Genomic DNA, 19,940 nt, shown 5'->3' on the forward strand with positions numbered 1-19,940 from the left:
CGTTCAGTAGGCCGAACCGGATCGAACCGGCGCGGCCGAGCAACGAAACCGCATGGGGTCAGCGGCAACAGGCACTGTAGTGCCGGCGCTGGCCGACAAAGGAGCCACCATGCCCAACGTATTGAGTACCGTCGCACATCCGCCCGCGGCGGCCGCGCGCAAGCGGCGCGACTGGCGCAGCATGCGGCTGCTGACGCCCGCGATGCTACTGCTGGCGATTTTCTTCCTGTTGCCGGTGCTGTCGCTGCTGTTGCGCAGCGTGCTTGAGCCGACGCCCGGGCTGCACAACTACGAGCAGTTGCTCGGCTCGACGACGTATCTGCGCGTGTTCGGCAATACGTTTCTCGTGGCGACGGTCGTGACGCTCGTCACGTTGCTGGTGGGATTTCCGATGGCGTGGCTGCTCGCCATCGCGCCGCGCCGGCTCAGTGCCGTGCTGTTCGCGATCCTGCTGCTGTCGATGTGGACCAACCTGCTTGCGCGGACGTTCGCGTGGATGGTGTTGCTGCAGGGAACCGGGCCGATCAACCGCGCGCTGATGGCGATCGGCGTGATTCACGAGCCGCTGTCGCTCGTGAACAACCTGACGGGTGTGACGATCGGCATGACCTACATCATGCTGCCGTTCCTCGTGATGCCGCTGCACGCCACGCTGCGCAGCATCGACCCGTCGACGCTGCGCGCCGCCGCGGTGTGCGGCGCGAGCCGCTGGCAGGCGTTCTGGCGCATCCTCGTGCCGCTCGCGATGCCGGGCGTGGCCTCCGGCGCGCTGATGGTGTTCGTGATGGCGCTCGGTTACTTCGTCACGCCCGCGCTGCTGGGCGGCCCGTCTTACATGATGCTCGCGGAACTGATCGCGCAGCTCGTGCAGGAACTGCTGAACTGGGGCCTTGCCGGCGCCGCGGCATTCGTGCTGCTTGCGGTGACGCTCGCGCTCTATGCGCTGCAGCTGCGCTTCACCGGCAGCGCGCGCGCCACCACCGGAGGGCGCTGAAATGTTGCTCGATTTCGATCGCCTGGGCGCGCTGCGCTGGGTTCTCGTGGCCGTGGGCGCGGCCGTCTCGCTATTCCTGCTGTTGCCGATCTTCTTTATCGTCGCGCTGTCGTTCGGCGATTCGCAGTGGCTGATCTTTCCGCCGCCGGGCTGGACGCTCGAATGGTACCGGCAGCTGTTCACCGATGCGGGCTGGATCGACTCGCTGCTGACCAGTGCGAAGCTGGCGGTGATTGTCACGGTGCTGTCCGTCGCGATCGGGTTCCTCGCGTCGCTGGCGCTGGTGCGCGGCAGGTTCCGCGGCCGTGAGGCCGTGCGGGGCTTCTTCCTCACGCCGATGGTGCTGCCAGTCGTCGTGCTCGCCGTCGCGCTCTATGCGTTCTTCCTGCGCATCGGCCTGAACGGCACGATGACCGGTTTCGTGATCGGCCATCTGATCATCGCGCTGCCATTCTCCATCATCTCCATCAGCAACTCGCTCGTGAGCTTCGACACGGCGCTCGAGGACGCCGCGCTCATCTGCGGTGCATCGCCGCTCACGGTGAAGCTGCGCGTCACGCTGCCAGCCATCCGGCTCGGCCTGTTTGCCGCCGCGATCTTTGCGTTCCTCGCGTCGTGGGACGAAGTCGTTGTGTCGATCTTCATGTCGAGCCCGACGCTGCAGACGCTGCCCGTGCGGATCTGGGCAACGCTGCGACAAGACCTGACGCCCGTCGTCGCGGCTGCGTCGTCGCTGCTCGTCGGGCTGACCACCGTATTGATGCTGGCGGGCGCCTTGGTGCGCCGCGCACGCGCTCACTGAGGTAACACGCCATGACTGCATTCCTGCAAATCCAGCGCTTGCGCAAGACCTACGGCGACGTCGTCGCGATCGACCACGTGTCGCTCGACGTGCGAAAGGGGGAATTCATGACCTTCCTCGGGCCGTCGGGCTCGGGCAAGAGCACCACACTCTATGTCGTCGCGGGCTTCCAGGAGCCGACCGACGGCCGCGTGCTGCTTGACGGCAAGCAGCTGTTGTCGGTCCCGCCGAACCAGCGCAACATCGGGATGGTGTTTCAGCGCTATACGTTGTTCCCGCACCTGACCGTGGGCGAGAACGTCGCGTTCCCGCTGCGGGTACGCCGCCGGCCCGACGCCGAGGTGCGCGCGAAAGTCGACCAGATGCTGAAACTCGTACATCTGTCCGAGTGCCGCGACCGGATGCCCGCGCAGCTCTCGGGCGGCCAGCAGCAGCGCGTCGCCATCGCCCGTGCGCTGGCCTACGATCCGCCGGTGCTGCTGATGGACGAGCCGCTCTCCGCGCTCGACAAGAAGCTGCGCGAAGAGATCCAGCTGGAACTGCGCCGCATTCACCAGGAAACCGGCGTGACGATCCTGTACGTCACGCACGACCAGGAAGAGGCGCTGCGCCTGTCGGACCGTATCGCCGTGTTCAACCAGGGGCGCATCGAACAGGTCGGCACAGGCGAGGAACTGTATGCGAACCCGGCGTCGCGCTTCGTCGCGAGCTTCATCGGCAATTCGAATTTCCTGCCGGTCAAGGTGACGAAGACGAGCGACGGCCGCATGGGCGGTGTGTTCCCGAACGGCCTCGAAACGGCGTCGGACCTGCTCCATCCGACACTCGCCGCTGGCGACGAAGGCACGCTGATGATTCGTCCGGAACAGATGCGCATCAGCTCGCTGCAACGCGGGGGAGGCGCAACCGCGTCGACCGCCGGCGGCGGCCTGCCGGTGACCGTGCGCGACGTCACCTACCTCGGGGACGCGATGCACTATGCGGTCGCGACGCCGTGGCAGCAGGAAATCTCGATCCGCATGCCGGCGGCACATCGGCACGACAGCGGCATCGTGATCGGTGCGCAGGCGCTCGTGGACTGGGACGCACGTGACGTGCGCCTCTTCACGCAAGCCTGACGCCGACAGCCATGAACCCCGCACTGCCGTCTCTGAAAGTCGAGCGGCCGACCGCCACGCTGCGGGAACTCGCGCTCGAGAAAATGCGCACCGCGATCCTGGACGCGCATTTCCAGCCGGGCGAGCGACTGGTCGAGCGCTCGCTGTGCGAGATCCTCGGCGTGAGCCGCACCGTCGTGCGTGAGGTCCTGCGGCATCTGGAAACCGAAGGCCTCGTCGATTCGATACCGAACCAGGGCCCGATCGTCGCGGTGCTCGACTTCGACACGGCCGCCGAGATCTACGAGATACGCGCGCTGCTCGAAGGCGAGGCCGCGATGGCCTGCGCGCAGCATGCAGACGCGTCGCTCGTCGCCGATCTTTCGGCGTGCATCGACAAGATCCAGCAGGCGTTTGAGACGCACGCTCACCCGGCGGTGACGGCGCTCACGTCGGCGTTCTATGAGCGCATGTTCATCGCCGGGAAAAAGCACGTCGCATGGGAGATCGTGCAGACGTTGATCGCGCGCATCAACCGGCTGCGTGCGCTGACGATCGCGTCCGATGATCGTGGACACCAGGCGGTCGAGGAGATGCGCGAGATTCTTGCTGGCATTGCGGCCGGGAACGGGGCGGCGGCACGCGACGCGGCCGTCGCGCACGTCGCCCGCGTGGCCGAGATTGCGCGCAAGCTGCTGACCCATGGTCACGAGAGTGCTTCATGGCGCAAGGCAGGGTAGCACCCACCCGCGGCGTTGCTGCGGCCGCCATTCGACATTCACCCTCTTCGCGGCCCGGGTCGTGCCCGGGCCGCCTCATGCATTTGTATCCTCGGAAGGAACGATCGTGGAATTGAACACGCAGTTGAAGGATCCGGCGCTCTTGCGCCATCTCGCTTATATCGACGGGCAATGGTGCGAGGCCGATTCGGCCGAACGCTTCGACGTGCTCGACCCGGCGACGGGTGTCACGCTCGGTAGCGTGCCGCTGATGGGCGCGGCCGAGACGACTCGCGCGATCGATGCCGCGAATGCCGCATGGCCGGCGTGGCGCGCCAAGACTGCCAAGGAACGTGCGCGCGTGCTGCTCCGCTGGTACGAGCTCATGATCGAAAACGCCGACGATCTCGCGCTGATCCTCACGGCCGAGCAGGGCAAGCCGCTAGCCGAAGCGAAGGGCGAAATTCTCTACGGCGCGTCGTTCATCGAATGGTTCGCGGAAGAGGGCAAGCGCGTGGCCGGCGACACGCTCGCGACGCCCGCGTCCGACAAGCGCCTCGTGGTCGTGAAGGAGCCCATCGGCGTATGCGCGGCGATCACGCCGTGGAATTTCCCGAACGCGATGATTACGCGCAAGGTCGGGCCGGCGCTTGCGGCCGGCTGCCCGATCGTCGTGAAGCCGGCCGAAGCCACGCCGTTCTCGGCGCTCGCGCTCGCGGTGCTGGCCGAACGCGCTGGGGTGCCGAACGGCGTGCTCAACATCGTCACCGGCGATCCGAAGACGATCGGCGGCGCGCTGACGAGCAGCCCCGTGGTGCGCAAGCTGTCGTTTACCGGATCGACCGGCGTGGGGCGGCTGCTGATGGCGCAGAGTGCGCCGACTGTGAAGAAAGTGACGCTCGAACTGGGCGGGAACGCACCGTTCATCGTGTTCGACGATGCCGATCTCGATGCCGCCGTCGAGGGGGCGATCGCTTCGAAGTATCGCAACAACGGCCAGACGTGCGTGTGCACCAATCGCTTCTACGTGCATGACCGTGTGTATGACGCGTTCGCCGCGAAGCTGGCGGCTGCGGTGAATGGCCTGACGGTAGGGCACGGCACTGAGCGCGGCGTGACGCTGGGACCGCTAATTAACGACGCTGCGGTTCGCAAGGTCGAAGCGCACATCGCGGATGCGCTCGAGAAAGGCGCCACGCTCGCTGCCGGCGGCAAGCGGCATGCGCTCGGGCATGGGTTCTTCGAACCAACGGTGCTCCTGAATACCACCGCGCAGATGGACGTTGCGCGCGAGGAAACCTTCGGGCCGCTCGCGCCGCTGTTCCGCTTCTCGAGCGACGAAGAGGTGGTGAAGCTCGCCAACGACACCGAGTTCGGGCTGGCTGCGTACTTCTATAGTCGCGACATCGGGCGCGTGTGGCGGGTGGCCGAGCAGCTCGAGTACGGGATGGTCGGCATCAACACGGGCCTCATCTCGAACGAGGTCGCGCCGTTCGGCGGCGTGAAGCAGTCGGGGCTCGGTCGCGAAGGGTCGCACTACGGCATCGACGATTACCTCGTCATCAAGTATCTGTGCATGGCAGTTTGAGCATCGTTTCGTTCGACTGATAGGGGCACGCTGACATGAATACGTGGTCGTCCAGAGATACCGAAGTCGCCCAGGATCGCAGGGCGCAGATGATCGGCGACGCAGGGGAGGCCGCCGGCATTACGATACCGGCTCGCGTGACGCTGCAAGTCGTTGCGATCTGCCTCGCAATGATCCTTGCCGAAGGTTATGACGTCGCGATCTATGGCGCCGTGCTCCCGATGCTCACGCACGGCACCGACTGGTCGTTATCGCCGTTTCAGCTCGGCGCGATTGCGAGCTGCTCGCTCGCGGGCATGATGATCGGCGCGATGGGCGCTGGGACGTTGAGCGACATCGTGGGCCGGCGACGAATGCTGCTCGGCAGCGTGACGTTATTCTCCGCAATGATGGCGGCCGCTGCGCTAGCCCCCACGCCGATGTGGTTCGTCGTCGCGCGGGTCGGCGGCGGGCTCGGGCTCGGCGGTGTGGTGCCTACTGCGGCGGCGCTCACCGTCGAGTACTCGCCGCCCGGGCGGCGGTCGTTCAACTATGCGCTGATCTACACCGGATATTCGCTGGGCGGCATTCTGGTCGCGCTGCTCGCGATGAACTGGTTACCGTTGTATGGCTGGCGGCTCCTGTTTGGGCTGGGCGCCGCGCCGCTGCTCCTGGTGCTGCTGGCGGCACGCCATGTGCCTGAGTCGCTGGATTTCCTGCTTGCCAGGAATCGGGTGGACGACGCGCAGGTGCTCGCACGCACGCTGGGGATTCGACATCCGGCACTCGACGCGCAGGCGAGCGATCGGCCGGGCGACGGCGCGATGGATGTTCGCGTCGCCGGTGATCGAGAAAAGGCCGCGCCGGTCCGCTCGCTGTTCGGCGCACCGACGTTGCGCGCGACGCTCGCATTCTGGGTCGCGATGTTCATGGGGCTGCTGCTGCTCTATGGACTCAGCACGTGGCTGCCGCAACTGATGCGAAAGTCCGGCTTCGCGCTCGGCTCGAGCCTCGGCTTGCTCGTCACGCTCAACGCGACTGCGGCGCTGGGTTCTCTCGCGGGTGGTGCCGTGGCCGATCGCTTGGGCTCGCGGCCGGTCGTCAGCGTGCTCTATCTGCTGGCGGCAGCCAGCTTATGCGCGCTCCCCTTTGCTCACGGCACGACGGAAACCTATGTGCTCGTCGGCATCGCAGGCGTCGGCACGATCGGCAATACCATGCTGCTCGGCGCGTATATCACGCGATATTACCCGCCGCATAGCCGGGCGACGGGAATCGGGTGGGCACTGGGGATTGGTCGGTTCGGCGCGATTGCCGGGCCTTTAATCGGTGGATGGTTAGTGCAGATTGGAGCACCGTTGCCGTGGAACTTTTACGCATTCGCTGGTGCTGGCGTGGCGGCGGCCGTCGCAGTTCTCCTGGTGCCGTGACAGCCTTCGAATGAGAGTCGGAAGTGTTTCTTGTAGCGGCCGGCGACTGGCGGGGCGTGGGCGCGTCGACTCCGGGTGAAGGCCAACAGGCGCTTCTCCTCGTAGGTGCCGTGAAGGGAAAGTTGCCGACATCGTCCCTGACTTGTGGCCCCGTGCGTGGGCAGGGGGAAAACCGGCAAAGGCGCCCGGTGCGCGACTAAATATGCTGGTACGCACCGTAATATGGAATCCAAAGAGCCGGGGCCAACGGATGATGGATACGGTCATACAGCAGAATGCCGCTCTCGTCGAGCAGGCAGCAGCGGCCCATTCGCTGGAAGAGCAGGCGATGGATCCGAGCGATGCTGTTTCGGTATTCAAGGCCTCTGGGAGCGAATTGCCTGTATAGCCGAGAGCAAGTTCAACATCACATGTTCGGGTAATTCGGCCCGCCGCCGCCTTCCGGCGTGACCCACACGATGTTCTGCGTCGGGTCCTTGATGTCGCAGGTCTTGCAGTGCACGCAGTTCTGCGCGTTGATCACGAGGCGATCGCCGCCGTCGTCGTTCTTCACGAACTCGTACACGGCCGCCGGGCAGAAGCGCGCCTCCGGCCCCGCATACGTGCGCAGGTTCACGTTCACCGGCACGCTCGCATCCTTCAGCGTCAGGTGCGCCGGCTGGTTCTCCTCGTGGTTCGTGTTCGAGATGAACACCGACGACAGCCGGTCGAACGTCAGCTTGCCGTCCGGTTTCGGATACTCGATCGGCGTGCATTGCGACGCCGGCTTCAGCATCTCGTGATCTGCATGCTTGTGGTGCAGCGTCCACGGCACGTTGCCGCCCATCACCTTCTGCTCGAGCCCGACCATCAGCGTGCCCAGGTACAGGCCCTTGGCCATCCACTGCTTGAAGTTGCGCGCGCGGTACAGCTCCGTGTACAGCCACGATTGCTTGAACGCGTCGGGGTAGGCGTTCAACTCATCGCCTTGACGGCCAGCCTGCACCGCGTCGAATGCCGCATCGGCCGCCAGCATGCCGGTCTTGATCGCCGCATGGCTGCCCTTGATCCGCGATGCGTTCAGGAAGCCTGCGTCGTCGCCGATCAGCGCGCCGCCCGGGAACACCGTCTTCGGCAGCGATAGCAGCCCGCCGGCCGTGATCGCGCGTGCGCCGTACGACACGCGCTTGCCGCCCTCGAGGAACGCGCGGATCGACGGATGCGTCTTGTAGCGCTGGAATTCCTCGAACGGCGACAGGTACGGGTTCGTGTAGCCGAGGCCCACCACGAAACCGACCACGACCTGGTTGTTGTCCATGTGGTACAGGAACGAGCCGCCGTACGTGTCCGACTTCAGCGGCCAGCCGGCCGTGTGGATCACGAGGCCCGGCTTGTGCTTGGCCGGGTCGATTTCCCACAGTTCCTTGATGCCGATCCCGTACGCCTGCGGATCGGCGTTCGCGTCGAGCTTGAACTTCGAGATCAGTTGACGGCCGAGGTGGCCGCGGCAGCCTTCGGCGAACAGCGTGTACTTCGCGTGCAGCTCCATGCCGAGCTGGAAGTTCTCGGTCGGCTCGCCGTCCTTGCCCACGCCCATGTTGCCGGTGGCGACGCCTTTGACCGAGCCGTCGTCGTTGTAGAGGATCTCCGCGGCTGGAAAGCCCGGGAAGATCTCGACGCCCAGGGCTTCCGCCTGCTGGCCAAGCCAGCGCGTGACGTTGCCCAGCGAGATCACGTAGTTGCCGTGGTTCTTGAAGTTGTCCGGCAACGCCCAGTTCGGCGTGGTCACGGCGCTTTTCTCGGACAGGAACAGGAAGCGGTCTTCCGTCACCTCGACGTCGAGCGGCGCGCCGCGTTCCTTCCAGTCGGGAAACAGCTCGGTGATCGCGCGCGGGTCCATCACCGCGCCCGACAGGATGTGCGCGCCGATCTCGGAACCCTTCTCGAGCACGCACACGCCGATCTCGGTGCCTTTCTCGGCGGCCAGCTGCTTGAGCCGGATCGCGGCAGACAGCCCGGCGGGGCCGCCGCCGACGATCACGACGTCGTATTCCATCGATTCGCGCGGGCCGTGTTGTTCGATAAGCGAAACGTGAGACATTAGCGGATAAAGGAGCAGGGATTAGCGTTCGACTGGCTCGATTGCGATCGAGATCAGGCGGGAGTCAAGTGCGTCGGACTGCAGATCGAGTTCTTCGCTGCGGTCGTCGAACCAAAGGCCATGCATCGGCAGCAGCGTCTGGGTGCTGAGCGACGCGCTGCTGAAGCGCCATTGACCGGCCGCGCAAATCAGCAGATGCGTCGGCGCCGGCGTGACGCGACGCGAATGCGTCGCCACGGTTACGATGGCGCGGCAGGCGACACGGCGTGTCATGACATTGAGCACGTGCGTGGGCCGCACGATATCGGTCGTCCACACCGGCAAATCGCCGGGAAAATGTGCTGGCACGATCGGGTGGGCGACGAGATGTCCGTCCTGCGCGCGGAGTTCGACGCTCGTGTTGTCGACCGGTACGAGTATCCGGTCGACGCCCGGAAACTGCGAGAAGCGGGCCGACCCGTCGAGCGTGGCGAGACTGATACGCCAGTCGACGTTACCGTCGGCGTCGATGCGGTTTGCGAGCGTTCGCGTGACGCCGGCGCCGTTTGCCCAGGCTTCTGGCTCGACTTGTGCGCAATCGATGAATCGGACGGACGGGTAGTGTGATGCCGACGGTGCCCGCCCGGTGGAGGAACGCAGTGCAGGCGCGCGCCGGATGCCGTCCTGCCCGGAATCCGGGTTCGTCATGCGCCACCCCGGGCATCGACGTGACGTTCGAGTGCGGCCATCACGTCGAACAGATCCCCGACGAAGCCGACGTCCGCAAACGCGAAGATCGGCGCATCCGGATCCTTGTTGACGGCGACGATCAACTTCGAATCCTTCATGCCGGCCAGGTGCTGAATGGCGCCCGAGATCCCGAACGCGAGATAGGCGTCGGGAGCGACGGTCTTGCCGGTTTGCCCGACCTGGATCGCGTTCGGTGCGTAGCCGGCGTCGACCGCCGCGCGCGATGCACCGAGCGCCGCGCCGACACGGGCCGCGAGCGTGCCGAGCCGCGTCATGTTCTCGCTGGACGCGAGCCCACGCCCACCGGACACGACGATCGGTGCATTCGCGAGATCGATGCCGGCCGTCTGGGTGCCGTTGCGTTCGACCAGCGTGGTCGCGGTGAATGCGGGGGGGGCAGCTACGGAATCGATCGGTGCCGGTTCGGTTCGCGCACCGGCTGCCGCGAACGACGATGCGCGAACGGTCGCGAAGGTGGTCTCGCGCGCGCTTTCGACGGTCGCGACAATGCTTCCTGCATACCAGCCGCGCACGAAGCGCCCGTCGTTCGCGATACCGGTGACGTCCGCGACGAACGCCGCACCGGTGAGCGCTGCGGCCCGCGGCAACGCATTCCGGCCCAGCGTGCGATGCGTAGCCGCGATCAGCGTGTAGTGCGGTGCCAGCTCGGCCAGCAACGCGGCGAGACTTTCCGGCGTGACGGTGCCGGAAGCGTCTGGCAGATCGGGCCGCAGTACCTGGTCGATGCCGTCGATCAACGCGGTTTCCGCGGCGGTCGCGGGATCGAGTACCAGCACGTCGACTGGATGTCGGCATGCCGTTGCGGCAGTCACGACGCGCCGAACCGCGTCCGGCAGCGTATGGTCGGCCGCGGCTTCGGCGACAACGAGCGTTCTCATGCGCAGACTCCTGTATGGGTAAAGACGTTGTGTGCGGCGAGCGCGGCGATCAGCGCGTCGATGTCGGCTACGCGGCGACCCGAGCGCTGTACGGTGGGCTCGTCGAGTTGCACCACGCGCGACGACGGTGCGAGATCGACCGCGAATCGAGCGGCGGGAGCGATCGCGAGCGGCTTCTGCTTGGCCTTGACGATGCTCGGCAGCGTCACGCGGCGCGGTTCGGCCAGGCGCAAGTCGGCACTCACGACGGCGCGTCCGGCTAGCCGCCAGGTCGCGGTGCCGCTGTCGTCGCTGCACGTGACGCGCCAGCCGTCGCCGTCTGGTAACAGCGCGGTCGCGTCGAGACCTTGCGGCCACCCGAGCAGACCGGCCAGCATCGGCGCGACGCCGCCGGTGTCGTCGTCGATCGCCTGCTTGCCGCAAAGCACGAGGTCGTACGGCGACGTGCCGAGGTACGCGTGCAGCAGCCGCGCGACGCCCAGCGAGTCGAGCGACACGGTCGCGTCGCCGGTGTCGATCAGGATCGCGTCGTCGGCGCCCATGGCGAGCCCGGTGCGCAGCACGTCCTGACAGGCGGGCAGGCCGCACGTGACGACGCTTACCTGTGCGGCATGACCGGCTTCGCGCAGGCGCAGCGCCATTTCGAGCGCGCATTCGTCGAACGGATTGATGGACATCTTGAGGCCGGACGTCTCGATCGAACCGGCGGAGCCTACCCGCACGCGCACGTTCGGATCGACGACGCGCTTGACGGGCACCAGTATCTTCAAGGGCATGGGAATATCTCGTCGGAAGGATGACAATCAGGACACGGCGCCGAGGCCGTACTTGCCGGTGAGCAGGGCGCCGGTCGCGAAGCGTTCGAGCGCGTATGGGGCGAGCGACACGTCGGTCGGGTGCCCGAGCGCATGCTGCGCGAGCAGCTTGCCGATGCCAGGGGACAACTTGAAGCCGTGGCCCGAGAAGCCGAAACCGACCACGAGCCCTTCGAGGTCGCCGACGTTGCCGAGCACCGGGTTCCAGTCGGGGGTCACGTCGTAGACGCCGGTCCACGACGACGCGAGGCCGGCCGTCTCGTAGGCGGGAAAACGTTCGGCGACCTGCGCACCTACTTCGGCGACGTAATCCAGCGAGATGTCGCCCTGTTCGGTTTCGGGCGCGTTCAGCGTTTCGCCGACGATACCCTCCGAGACCAGCATCTGGCTGCCGCCGTAGCTGCGGTAATAGAGCATGCCGGGCGAGCCGAGGTCCTTGAACGCCGGCATCTGGAACGAATAACGTGCGTCGCATTCGAGCGCCAGCACGGTATGCCGTTCCGGCTTGACGGGGAGCGGCACGTCGATCCAGCCGGACAGTTCCGGCGTCCAGATGTTTTGCGTGCTGATCAGCGTGCCGCACGTGAAGCGGCCGGCACTCGTGTCGACGCCGACGATGCGACGGCCGTCGCGCACGACGCCCGTGACGGTCGTGCCTTCGAGAATCTTCACGCCGCGCCGGCGTGCCGACTTCGCGAAGCTCGTCGCGACGAGGTAAGCATCGGCGAAGCCGGCTTCCGGCTCGAAGCCGATCAGCGCCGCGTCGTCGAACTGCGCGATCGGCAGGCGGGCGCGTGCCTCGTCGCGATCGAGCAACTGGACTTCGATGTCCATCGCGCGCTGCGCGTCGAGCGACGCGCGCAGCGGCTCCAGCTTCGCCCCCTCCGGCGCGCAGATCATGTAGCCGCACTTGACGAGCCCGCACGACGCCTCGTCGTCGCCGACGTACTCGGCGAAGTTATTGAAGGCCGACCACGACGAGCGCGCCAACTCCACATTCTGGCGCACCGAGTAATGCGTGCGCAGCAGGCCGGACGATTGCGACGTGGTGCCGGCGCCGATCATGCCGCGTTCGATGACGAGCACGTTGCGTGCACCGAGCGACGCAAGATGATGTGCGACCGACGTGCCGATCACGCCGGCGCCGATCACGATGAAGTCGAAGTGGCTCATGGTTTCCCTCTGGGTAGGCGACGAGCCGATTCTAGGGAGCCGCGGCGGCGCCGAATTTTGTATTAGGCAAACTTATGCAACGTGCCCGGAAGCGCTCATCCAGCGCCCGGGCAGGCCGAACCGGCGCACCATTCGTCCCGTATTGCCGAACGGCCGTCCCGCCGCCACTGGAGCCGCTATGCGACGTACCCCACCGCCCATCGACCTGCGTGCGCTGCAGGCCTTCGTCGCCGTGTGCGAGACCGGTTCGATGACCGGCGCGGCCAGGCGCATCGGTGTCAGCCAGAGCGCGATCAGCCAGGCGGTTTCCGCACTCGAACGCGAGCAGGGGACAGTGCTGTTCGATCGCGACAGCCGGCCGCCGCGCCCCAATATCGCCGGCCGGGCCTTGCTGGAACTGGCCGGCCCGCTGCTCGAGCATGCGCAGATGGTCAGCACGCGCGTCGGCGACGCGTCGGACGCGGGGCGCCTGCCCGTGCGGCTCGGCTGCGTCGATTCGTTCGCGGCGACAGTCGGGCCGGAGCTGATCCGTGCGGTGTCGGGCACGTCGCGGCAGATTTCGATGTGGTCTGGGATCACGCCGGGGTTGAGCAAGCAATTGCATGACCGGGAGATCGACGTCGCCGTATGTACCCAGACCACGCTCAGCGATGCGCGCATCGTCGAGGTGCCGTTGTTCTCGGAAGCCTTCGTCGCGGTCGTCGCGCGCGCGCATCTAGCCGGGCGCCCGAAGGTCGACTGGCGAACGCTGGCCGCCGAACTGCCGTTGATCCGCTACACGGCGCGTTCCGTGATTGGCCAGCAGGTCGAGCGGTTCGCGCGCCATCTCGGCATCGACTGCCCGAGGCGCTTCGAATTCGACGCGACCGACCCGCTGCTGAGCCTGGTTGCCGCCCGGCTCGGCTTCGCGATCTCGACGCCGCTGTGCCTGTGGCAGGCGCGCCATTACCTCGGCGACGTCGTGGTCGTGCCGTTGCCGTCCGGCCGGCTCGGCCGGCGGGATTTCTTTCTCCTGCATCGGCAGGGTGAGTGGGAGGATTTCGTCACGGAGATCGTCGAGCTGACGCGCGCCGTGCTAGACCATTCGATCCGGCCCGCGCTCGCGCGCGCGGTGCCGCAGTTGCCCGAAGATGCATTGCTTTGATTCGTCCGGAGCCTTGATGAGTGACCTTTACACGCTGCAACGCGGCGATGCGCCGCTGCTGATTTCGATTCCGCACCTGGGAACGGCGATACCCGCGCTGTTGCGCGATGCGTACACCGACCGCGCGCTGACGCTCGCTGATACCGACTGGCATCTCGATCGGCTGTACGCGTTCGCGACCACGCTCGGTGCGACGATACTCGGTGCCACGGTCTCGCGTTACGTGATCGACCTCAATCGTCCCCCGGACGACGAGAGCCTGTACCCCGGCCAGACGACGACGGGCCTGTGTCCGACCGGAACGTTTCGGGGCGAGCCCGTCTATCGCGAAGGATGCGAACCGGATGCGGATGAGAAAGGCCGCCGGGTCGACGCATACTGGCAGCCGTACCACACGGCACTGGCGGCCGAGCTGGCACGGCTGCGCGAGCGTCACGGGCACGTGCTGCTGTGGGAGGCGCACTCCATTGCCAGCACGCTGCCGCGGCTGTTCGACGGCAAGCTGCCGGACCTGAACATCGGCACGCAGGACGGCAGGACCGTCGCGCCGTCCGTGCAGGCCGCGGTCGAGCGTGAGGCCGCCGCAAGCCCGTTCACGTCGGTCGCGAACGGCCGCTTCAAGGGCGGCTTCATCACCCGCTCGTTCGGCCGGCCGTCGCACGGCGTGCACGCGATCCAGCTGGAGATGTGCCAGTCGACCTACATGGACGAAGCCTTCCCGTTCGCCTACGACACCGTGCGCGCGGCGCGCGTGCAGCCGACGGTGCGCCGGATGATCTGCGCGGCGCTGGATGCACTGGCGACACTGCCGCCGATCGCAGCATAAGGGGCACTGATACATCTTCGTAACCGTGGTTCCCGTATCAGTGCGACGTTGCACCGATGTTGGCGTGGAGCCGCACCCGTAACACGCAGCGAGTGGATCGTCACCCGGTGACGCACGGGTGCCGTTCCGCGCAAAGTGTTTATTCATGGGAATCTTTGATTCCTGTAGATAAACCTGGCACGAGGCTTGCGTTACCTCTTGCGACGAGATGCTTACTCGTCGGCGGGTGGTCCGTAGACGAAGATCGACAGGAACTGGATCGGGGTCTTGATCAGGCGTTCCGGGCCGTGCGGTACGTCGGCGCGGAACGTCAGGGTGTCGCCCGGATGCAGGATGTAGGTCTGCTGACCGTGCCGGTATTCGATCACGCCCTTGAGCATGTGGATGAACTCGGTGCCGGGATGCTCGAATACGGGAAAGCGTTCCGCCTGGTCCTCCATCGTGATCAGGAAGGGCTCGAAGGTTTTGCGCGGACCCTGGTCGTAAGCGAGCAGATGGTAGGTGTGGCCACTTTTCGTGCCTTTGCGGACGACCTCCATGCCGGCGCCTTTCTTCACGAGCTGGGCGCCGCCCTGCGGGACGTCGAAGTTGCGGAACAGCACGGCCATGGAGACACCGAGCGCCTGCGCAATGCGGTGAAGTACGTCGAGGCCGGTCGAGGTCTGTGCGTTTTCGATCTTCGACAGCATGCCGCGGCTGATGCCGGCCTGTTCGGCAACCTGGGCGATGGTCAGGCCATGGCGCTGGCGGAGCTCGCGGATGGTCGACCCGAGATAGCGTTCGAGCGGGGTCTTGCTGTCGTCAGCGGTATGCATCGAAGGCCTCGGAAAAAGGGGCAAGGGTAGCAGATTGAGGCGTGCGCGCCGGCACAGTCGGGACCGCCGGCTTACGCGTCGAAAGTTTCATATGGGGAACTATTGTTTCACAACAATAAATCCCCTTCGTATGCAGAAGGTGTGGCGCAGCGTACCGGACACGGTGCTTGCCCATGTCGCGCAATTGGGCCGCTCGCCAGTCGGGCGGATTCAGCCAACCAGTGAACGAAGCAGTTGCAAGGAGAGACGATGAACCTGAACGATACGAGCCCGTTGCCAGCCAATGCGCTCGGAAGCGTACCCCGCTTCGACTCGGTGGACGAAGCGCAGACATACCTTGCGCAACATGGCGTGAAGTATGTGCTCGCGCAATTCGTCGACATTCACGGCGTGGCCAAGGCGAAGTCGGTGCCCGTCGCGCATCTGAACAGTGTACTGACTGCGGGCGCGGGTTTCGCGGGCTTCGCGATCTCGGGCGTCGGCATTGAGCCGAACGGGCCGGACTACATGGCGGTCGGCGATCTCACGACGCTGACGCCGATGCCCTGGCAGTCTGGGCTGGCTCGCATCGCGTGCGACGGTCACGTGGACGGCGCGCCGTGGGCGTTCGATTCGCGCGTGACGCTGAAGAAGCAGGTTGCCCGCCTGACCGAGCGCGGATGGACGCTTTTTACCGGCCTCGAGCCCGAATTTTCGCTGCTGAAGCGCTCGGCGTCGGGCACGCTCGAGCCGTGCGATCCGAGCGATACGCTGGCGAAGCCCTGCTACGACTACAAGGGGTTGTCCCGTACGCGCGTGTTCCTGGAAAAGCTCACCGAATCGCTGCGCGCGGTCGGCATCGACGTCTACCAGATCGACCACGAGGATGCGAACGGGCAGTTCGAGATCAATTACACGTACACCGATTGCCTGATGTCGTGCGATCACTACGTGTTCTTCAAGATGGCCGCGTCGGAAATCGCGAACGAGCTCGGGATGATCTGTTCGTTCATGCCGAAGCCGTTCGCGAACCGTCCCGGCAACGGCATGCACATGCACATGTCGATCGGTGACGGCAAGCGCAACCTGTTCGCCGACGACGGCGACGCGCTCGGTATGGGCCTGTCGACGCTCGGCTACAGGTTCACGGCGGGCCTGCTCGCACACGCGCCTGCGCTGACGGCGCTCTGTAACCCGACGGTGAACTCGTATAAACGCCTCGTCGTGGGGCGTTCGCTGACCGGCGCGACCTGGGCGCCTGCGTACATCAGCTACGGCGACAACAATCGTTCGACGATGGTGCGGATGCCGGGCGGCCGGATCGAACTGCGTTTGCCTGACGGTGCATGCAACCCGTATCTCGCAACGGCCGCCGTGATCGTCGCCGGGCTTGACGGCATCGACCGCGACCTGTCGCCGGGCGCGCCCGCGAACGAGAACCTGTACGAGTGGCCCGCTCAAAAACTCCGCGACCACGGCATCGGCGTACTGCCGCAAAACCTCGGCGAGGCGCTCGACGCGCTCGAAGCCGACCGGACGATCTGCGATGCGCTCGGACCGGTGGTCAACGAGTTCATCAAGCTCAAGCGAATGGAGTGGCTGGAATACATGCGCCACGTATCGGACTGGGAAATCAAGCAGTACGTCGAATTTTTCTGAGGAGCAAGCAACATGTGTGGAATCGTAGGATTGCTGGTCAAGACACCGGCGTTGCGCGACCGGCTCGGCGAGCTGATGGTGCCGATGCTGATCGGCATGACCGAACGCGGACCGGACTCGGCCGGCCTCGCGGTGTTCGGCGACGCGGTCGAGCCGAACCAGCGCAAGCTGAGCCTGTACTCGGGCTTTACGGACGAAGGCGAGCATTTTCCGTGGGACGTGCTGCTCGACCGGCTGAAGGCGTCCGTCGACACGGGGGCGCGTGTCGATGCGAAGGGGAACCACGCGGTGCTGACTGTCCACGCGCAGACCGACACGGTCAGGCACTGGCTGAACGAACACTACCCACGCGTGTACTTGCTGTCGGCCGGGCGCTCGATCGACCTGTACAAGGACATTGGCCTGCCCGCCGACATCGCCGCGCGTTACGCGTTCGGTGGCCTCAAGGGCTCTCACCTGGTCGGTCATACGCGGATGGCGACCGAGTCGGCGGTGACGCCGGATCGCGCACATCCGTTTACGGCTGGCGAGGATTTCTGCCTGGTCCACAACGGCTCGCTGTCGAACCCTTACGGCGTGCGCCGGAAGCTGGAGCCGAAGGGCATTCACTTCGATACCGACAACGACACCGAGGCGGCATGTCGCTTTCTCGAATGGCGGCTGCGCGAGGGCGACACGCTGCCCGTGGCGCTGCAGAAGGGCTTCGAGGAGCTCGACGGCTTCTACACGTTCCTGATGGGGACGCCGACCGAGCTCGCGCTGATTCGCGACCCGTTCGCGTGCAAGCCGGCCGTCGTCGCCGAGAACGACGACTACGTCGCGATCGCGTCGGAGTTCCGCTCGCTCGCACATCTGCCGGACATCAAGAACGCCAAGGTATTCGAACCCGCACCCGAGGAGATGTACGTATGGAACGCATGACATTCGACCTTGAACGCGCCACCGTCAGGGACGTCAACCAGTATCTGCACGGCAGCGCGGACGTGCTCGACGGGCGGGCGATCGTCGTGGCCTCGCCGAACGGCGCGCACAACATCGCGGTCGGCGTGGACGCCGACGTGACCGTGACGATCGACGGCCACGCGGGCTATTACGCCGGCGGCATGAACAAGCGCGCGACGATCGTCATCGAGGGCAGCGCCGGGACCGGCGTCGCGGAAAACATGATGAGCGGCAAGGTGCACGTGAAGGGCTTTGCGTCGAACGGCGCGGGTGCCTCCGCGCACGGCGGGCTGCTCGTTATCGACGGCGATGCCGGGTTGCGTTGCGGTATCTCGCTGAAGGGCGGCGACATCGTCGTCGGCGGTTCGGTCGGCAGCTTCTCCGCATTCATGGCCCAGGCGGGCCGGATGGTGATTTGCGGCGACGCGGGCGACGCACTCGGCGATTCGCTTTACGAAGCGGTGCTCTACGTGAAGGGTGAAGTGAAGTCGCTTGGCGCGGACGCGCAGTTCGAGCCGATGACCGACGCCGACGTCAGTGCCGTCGCGGCGATGCTCGATGCGGCCGGGCTCGACCACGATCCGCATGCGTTCAGGCGCATCGCTTCTGCCCGCACGCTCTACCACTGGAACGCCGACGCGAACCAGGAATATTGAATCCACGCCCCATCGAGACAACGCCATGGAAGTCAAACCCATTCAATTCGCCCGCTTGCAGCAGGAAGAGTCGTACGGCTACGACCGCAAGACGATCGACTATATCCACACGGCCGCCCAACGCGGGTTGTACGAGATTCGCGGGCTCGGTGCGAAGCGCCATGTCCCGCACTTCGACGATCTGCTGTTTCTCGGTGCGTCGTTGTCGCGTTACCCGCTCGAAGGCTATCGCGAGAAGTGCACGACGCAGACCGTACTCGGCACGCGCTTCGCGAAGAAGCCCATCGTGCTCGACATCCCGATCACGGTGGCCGGGATGAGCTTCGGCGCGCTGTCGGCGAACGTCAAGGAAGCGCTCGGCCGCGCGGCCACGGCGGCCGGCACGTCGACGACGACCGGCGACGGCGGGATGACGCAGGAAGAGCGTCGTTCGTCGAAGACGCTCGTCTACCAGTGCCTGCCGTCGCGCTACGGGTTCAATCCCGACGACGTGCGGCGTGCCGATGCGATCGAGGTCGTGATCGGGCAAGGCGCGAAGCCGGGCGGCGGCGGCATGCTGCTCGGGCAGAAGGTCAATCCGCGCGTGGCGTCGATGCGCACGCTGCCGGCGGGCGTCGACCAGCGCTCGGCGAGCCGCCATCCTGACTGGACCGGCCCGGACGATCTCGCGATCAAGATCCAGGAGCTGCGCGAGATCACCGACTGGGAAAAGCCGATCTACGTGAAGGTCGGCGCGACGCGCACGTTCAACGACGTGAAGCTCGCGGTGCATGCGGGCGCGGATGTCGTCGTGGTCGATGGGATGCAGGGCGGAACGGCGGCCACCCAGACCTGCTTCATCGAGAACGTCGGCATTCCGACGCTGGCGGCGGTCCGTCAGGCCGTCGCCGCGCTCGAGGACCTGAACATGAAGGGGCAGGTTCAACTGATCGTGTCGGGCGGCATCCGTACCGGTGCGGACGTCGCCAAGGCGCTCGCACTCGGCGCGGACGCCGTCGCGATTGGCCAGGGTGTGCTGATGGCGCTCGGCTGCAACAGCGAATCGTATTTCCAGGACGGCGTGCTGCATTCGGCTGCAGCGGATTACGCGGCGCTGCATACGTCGCCGGGTTTCTGCCACCACTGTCATACCGGCAAGTGTCCGGTGGGCGTGACGACGCAGGACGCGGTCCTCGAAAAGCGTCTCGAGCCGGAAGAGGGTGCGCGCCGTGTGCGGAACTACCTGAAGACGCTGAACATGGAACTGACCACCATCGCGCGCGCATGCGGCAAGCAGAACGTTCATCACCTGGAACCGGAAGATCTCGTCGCGCTGACGGTGGAGGCGGCCGCGATGGCGCGCGTGCCGCTGGCCGGCACGTCGTGGATTCCGGGCGAGCGGTCATGACCGAGGTGTGACGGCTTGCATGACACGGCGCCGCATCGCGGTATGCGGCGCCGTGTTGTCTGCCGATTCAGACGGCGCGACTCGCTCGGTATATCCGCAGGGTGTCGCGGCCATTCCCTGTGTTGCTGGTGGGTCATCGGTTCGCACGTGCATCGCGGTGCGGCGCAGGCCTTGATTCTAGGAAACGACATGAAAAAGACGATCGGCTGGATTCTGTGGGTCTGGCT

The 19,940-nt window shown here is 65.9% G+C and carries 18 protein-coding genes and 1 pseudogene; 13 read left to right on the forward strand and 6 right to left on the reverse strand.

Features of this window, described 5'->3' with window-relative positions:
- Window positions 1-109 precede the first annotated feature (109 nt).
- The 7 genes and pseudogenes from C3Y15_RS19550 to C3Y15_RS32355 form a co-directional block, all read left to right on the forward strand.
- On the forward strand, window positions 110-994 hold the full coding sequence (locus C3Y15_RS19550; RefSeq protein ID WP_124260176.1) for an ABC transporter permease: 885 nt from the start codon (window positions 110-112) through the stop codon (window positions 992-994).
- Window position 995: 1 nt separating this feature from the next.
- Window positions 996-1,796, forward strand: a complete 801-nt coding sequence (locus C3Y15_RS19555; protein WP_124260175.1) for an ABC transporter permease — start codon at window positions 996-998, stop codon at window positions 1,794-1,796.
- Between the two features lie 11 nt (window positions 1,797-1,807).
- Window positions 1,808-2,914, forward strand: a complete 1,107-nt coding sequence (locus C3Y15_RS19560; protein ID WP_124260174.1) for an ABC transporter ATP-binding protein — start codon at window positions 1,808-1,810, stop codon at window positions 2,912-2,914.
- 11 nt (window positions 2,915-2,925) lie between these two features.
- Window positions 2,926-3,633, forward strand: coding sequence for a GntR family transcriptional regulator (locus tag C3Y15_RS19565; RefSeq protein ID WP_124260173.1), 708 nt, complete (start codon window positions 2,926-2,928; stop codon window positions 3,631-3,633).
- Between the two features lie 106 nt (window positions 3,634-3,739).
- Window positions 3,740-5,200: an NAD-dependent succinate-semialdehyde dehydrogenase gene (locus C3Y15_RS19570; RefSeq protein ID WP_124260172.1), complete on the forward strand. Its 1,461-nt coding sequence runs from the start codon at window positions 3,740-3,742 to the stop codon at window positions 5,198-5,200.
- Window positions 5,201-5,235: 35 nt separating this feature from the next.
- On the forward strand, window positions 5,236-6,609 hold the full coding sequence (locus tag C3Y15_RS19575) for an MFS transporter (RefSeq protein WP_243860252.1): 1,374 nt from the start codon (window positions 5,236-5,238) through the stop codon (window positions 6,607-6,609).
- 253 nt (window positions 6,610-6,862) lie between these two features.
- A pseudogene (locus tag C3Y15_RS32355) lies at window positions 6,863-6,997 on the forward strand (chemotaxis protein); the annotation flags it as partial.
- An 18-nt stretch (window positions 6,998-7,015) separates the two neighbouring features.
- Here the strand turns inward: C3Y15_RS32355 and C3Y15_RS19585 are convergent.
- From C3Y15_RS19585 to C3Y15_RS19605, 5 genes are read right to left on the reverse strand one after another with little or no spacing between them, the layout of a single operon-like run.
- Window positions 7,016-8,689 (reverse strand): electron transfer flavoprotein-ubiquinone oxidoreductase, encoded by a 1,674-nt coding sequence (locus C3Y15_RS19585; protein WP_124260171.1) that lies wholly within the window; start codon window positions 8,687-8,689, stop codon window positions 7,016-7,018.
- A 21-nt stretch (window positions 8,690-8,710) separates the two neighbouring features.
- Window positions 8,711-9,376 (reverse strand): HutD family protein, encoded by a 666-nt coding sequence (locus tag C3Y15_RS19590; protein WP_124260170.1) that lies wholly within the window; start codon window positions 9,374-9,376, stop codon window positions 8,711-8,713.
- Window positions 9,373-10,317, reverse strand: coding sequence for an FAD-binding protein (locus tag C3Y15_RS19595; RefSeq protein ID WP_124260169.1), 945 nt, complete (start codon window positions 10,315-10,317; stop codon window positions 9,373-9,375). The genes C3Y15_RS19590 and C3Y15_RS19595 overlap by 4 nt, the downstream gene beginning before the upstream one ends.
- The gene (locus C3Y15_RS19600) at window positions 10,314-11,093 is read right to left on the reverse strand and encodes an electron transfer flavoprotein subunit beta/FixA family protein (protein ID WP_124260168.1); all 780 of its coding nucleotides are present in this window, start codon (window positions 11,091-11,093) and stop codon (window positions 10,314-10,316) included. The genes C3Y15_RS19595 and C3Y15_RS19600 overlap by 4 nt, the downstream gene beginning before the upstream one ends.
- A gap of 27 nt (window positions 11,094-11,120) precedes the next feature.
- On the reverse strand, window positions 11,121-12,305 hold the full coding sequence (locus C3Y15_RS19605; RefSeq protein WP_124260167.1) for an FAD-binding oxidoreductase: 1,185 nt from the start codon (window positions 12,303-12,305) through the stop codon (window positions 11,121-11,123).
- Between C3Y15_RS19605 and C3Y15_RS19610 the strand changes: the two genes are divergently transcribed.
- Together C3Y15_RS19610 and hutG are read left to right on the forward strand one after the other, a co-directional pair.
- Window positions 12,304-13,449, forward strand: coding sequence for a LysR family transcriptional regulator (locus C3Y15_RS19610; RefSeq protein WP_243860253.1), 1,146 nt, complete (start codon window positions 12,304-12,306; stop codon window positions 13,447-13,449). The two genes, C3Y15_RS19605 and C3Y15_RS19610, sit on opposite strands and share 2 nt — an antisense overlap.
- 16 nt (window positions 13,450-13,465) lie before the next feature.
- Entirely contained in the window at window positions 13,466-14,275 is an 810-nt protein-coding gene (gene hutG / locus C3Y15_RS19615) for an N-formylglutamate deformylase (protein WP_124260166.1), read from the forward strand.
- Window positions 14,276-14,487: 212 nt separating this feature from the next.
- On the opposite strand, the gene C3Y15_RS19620 is transcribed toward hutG, so the two are convergent.
- Window positions 14,488-15,090, reverse strand: coding sequence for an XRE family transcriptional regulator (locus C3Y15_RS19620; RefSeq protein ID WP_124260165.1), 603 nt, complete (start codon window positions 15,088-15,090; stop codon window positions 14,488-14,490).
- A 249-nt stretch (window positions 15,091-15,339) separates the two neighbouring features.
- Here C3Y15_RS19620 and glnT point away from each other — a divergent pair, with 249 nt between their 5' ends.
- From glnT to C3Y15_RS19640, 4 genes are read left to right on the forward strand one after another with little or no spacing between them, the layout of a single operon-like run.
- A complete protein-coding gene (glnT, locus tag C3Y15_RS19625; RefSeq protein WP_185499750.1) occupies window positions 15,340-16,728 on the forward strand; it encodes a type III glutamate--ammonia ligase in 1,389 nt (462 codons plus the stop codon).
- 12 nt (window positions 16,729-16,740) lie between these two features.
- On the forward strand, window positions 16,741-17,649 hold the full coding sequence (locus C3Y15_RS19630) for a class II glutamine amidotransferase (protein ID WP_124260164.1): 909 nt from the start codon (window positions 16,741-16,743) through the stop codon (window positions 17,647-17,649).
- Complete coding sequence (locus C3Y15_RS19635; RefSeq protein ID WP_124260163.1) at window positions 17,637-18,326, forward strand: protein glxC; 690 nt, start codon at window positions 17,637-17,639, stop codon at window positions 18,324-18,326. Before C3Y15_RS19630 ends, C3Y15_RS19635 begins: the two co-directional genes overlap by 13 nt.
- 25 nt (window positions 18,327-18,351) lie before the next feature.
- Entirely contained in the window at window positions 18,352-19,713 is a 1,362-nt protein-coding gene (locus tag C3Y15_RS19640) for an FMN-binding glutamate synthase family protein (RefSeq protein ID WP_124260162.1), read from the forward strand.
- The last annotated feature ends 227 nt before the right edge of the window (window positions 19,714-19,940 follow it).

This window comes from Burkholderia sp. B10, from assembly GCF_004368385.1.
In the GTDB taxonomy this organism is placed as follows: domain Bacteria; phylum Pseudomonadota; class Gammaproteobacteria; order Burkholderiales; family Burkholderiaceae; genus Burkholderia; species Burkholderia vietnamiensis.

What these genes read in the sequence shown, in the direction of transcription:
- C3Y15_RS19635 (WP_124260163.1), top strand. Translation starts at nt 17,637, where the DNA reads ATGGAACGCATGACATTCGACCTTGAACGCGCCACCGTCAGGGACGTC.
- C3Y15_RS19640 (WP_124260162.1), top strand. Translation starts at nt 18,352, where the DNA reads ATGGAAGTCAAACCCATTCAATTCGCCCGCTTGCAGCAGGAAGAGTCG.
- C3Y15_RS19590 (WP_124260170.1), bottom strand. Translation starts at nt 9,376, where the DNA reads ATGACGAACCCGGATTCCGGGCAGGACGGCATCCGGCGCGCGCCTGCA.
- glnT (WP_185499750.1), top strand. Translation starts at nt 15,340, where the DNA reads ATGAACCTGAACGATACGAGCCCGTTGCCAGCCAATGCGCTCGGAAGC.
- C3Y15_RS19610 (WP_243860253.1), top strand. Translation starts at nt 12,304, where the DNA reads ATGGTTTCCCTCTGGGTAGGCGACGAGCCGATTCTAGGGAGCCGCGGC.
- C3Y15_RS19620 (WP_124260165.1), bottom strand. Translation starts at nt 15,090, where the DNA reads ATGCATACCGCTGACGACAGCAAGACCCCGCTCGAACGCTATCTCGGG.
- C3Y15_RS19565 (WP_124260173.1), top strand. Translation starts at nt 2,926, where the DNA reads ATGAACCCCGCACTGCCGTCTCTGAAAGTCGAGCGGCCGACCGCCACG.
- C3Y15_RS19555 (WP_124260175.1), top strand. Translation starts at nt 996, where the DNA reads ATGTTGCTCGATTTCGATCGCCTGGGCGCGCTGCGCTGGGTTCTCGTG.
- C3Y15_RS19600 (WP_124260168.1), bottom strand. Translation starts at nt 11,093, where the DNA reads ATGCCCTTGAAGATACTGGTGCCCGTCAAGCGCGTCGTCGATCCGAAC.
- hutG (WP_124260166.1), top strand. Translation starts at nt 13,466, where the DNA reads ATGAGTGACCTTTACACGCTGCAACGCGGCGATGCGCCGCTGCTGATT.
- C3Y15_RS19605 (WP_124260167.1), bottom strand. Translation starts at nt 12,305, where the DNA reads ATGAGCCACTTCGACTTCATCGTGATCGGCGCCGGCGTGATCGGCACG.
- C3Y15_RS19630 (WP_124260164.1), top strand. Translation starts at nt 16,741, where the DNA reads ATGTGTGGAATCGTAGGATTGCTGGTCAAGACACCGGCGTTGCGCGAC.
- C3Y15_RS19575 (WP_243860252.1), top strand. Translation starts at nt 5,236, where the DNA reads ATGAATACGTGGTCGTCCAGAGATACCGAAGTCGCCCAGGATCGCAGG.
- C3Y15_RS19550 (WP_124260176.1), top strand. Translation starts at nt 110, where the DNA reads ATGCCCAACGTATTGAGTACCGTCGCACATCCGCCCGCGGCGGCCGCG.
- C3Y15_RS19595 (WP_124260169.1), bottom strand. Translation starts at nt 10,317, where the DNA reads ATGAGAACGCTCGTTGTCGCCGAAGCCGCGGCCGACCATACGCTGCCG.
- C3Y15_RS19560 (WP_124260174.1), top strand. Translation starts at nt 1,808, where the DNA reads ATGACTGCATTCCTGCAAATCCAGCGCTTGCGCAAGACCTACGGCGAC.
- C3Y15_RS19585 (WP_124260171.1), bottom strand. Translation starts at nt 8,689, where the DNA reads ATGTCTCACGTTTCGCTTATCGAACAACACGGCCCGCGCGAATCGATG.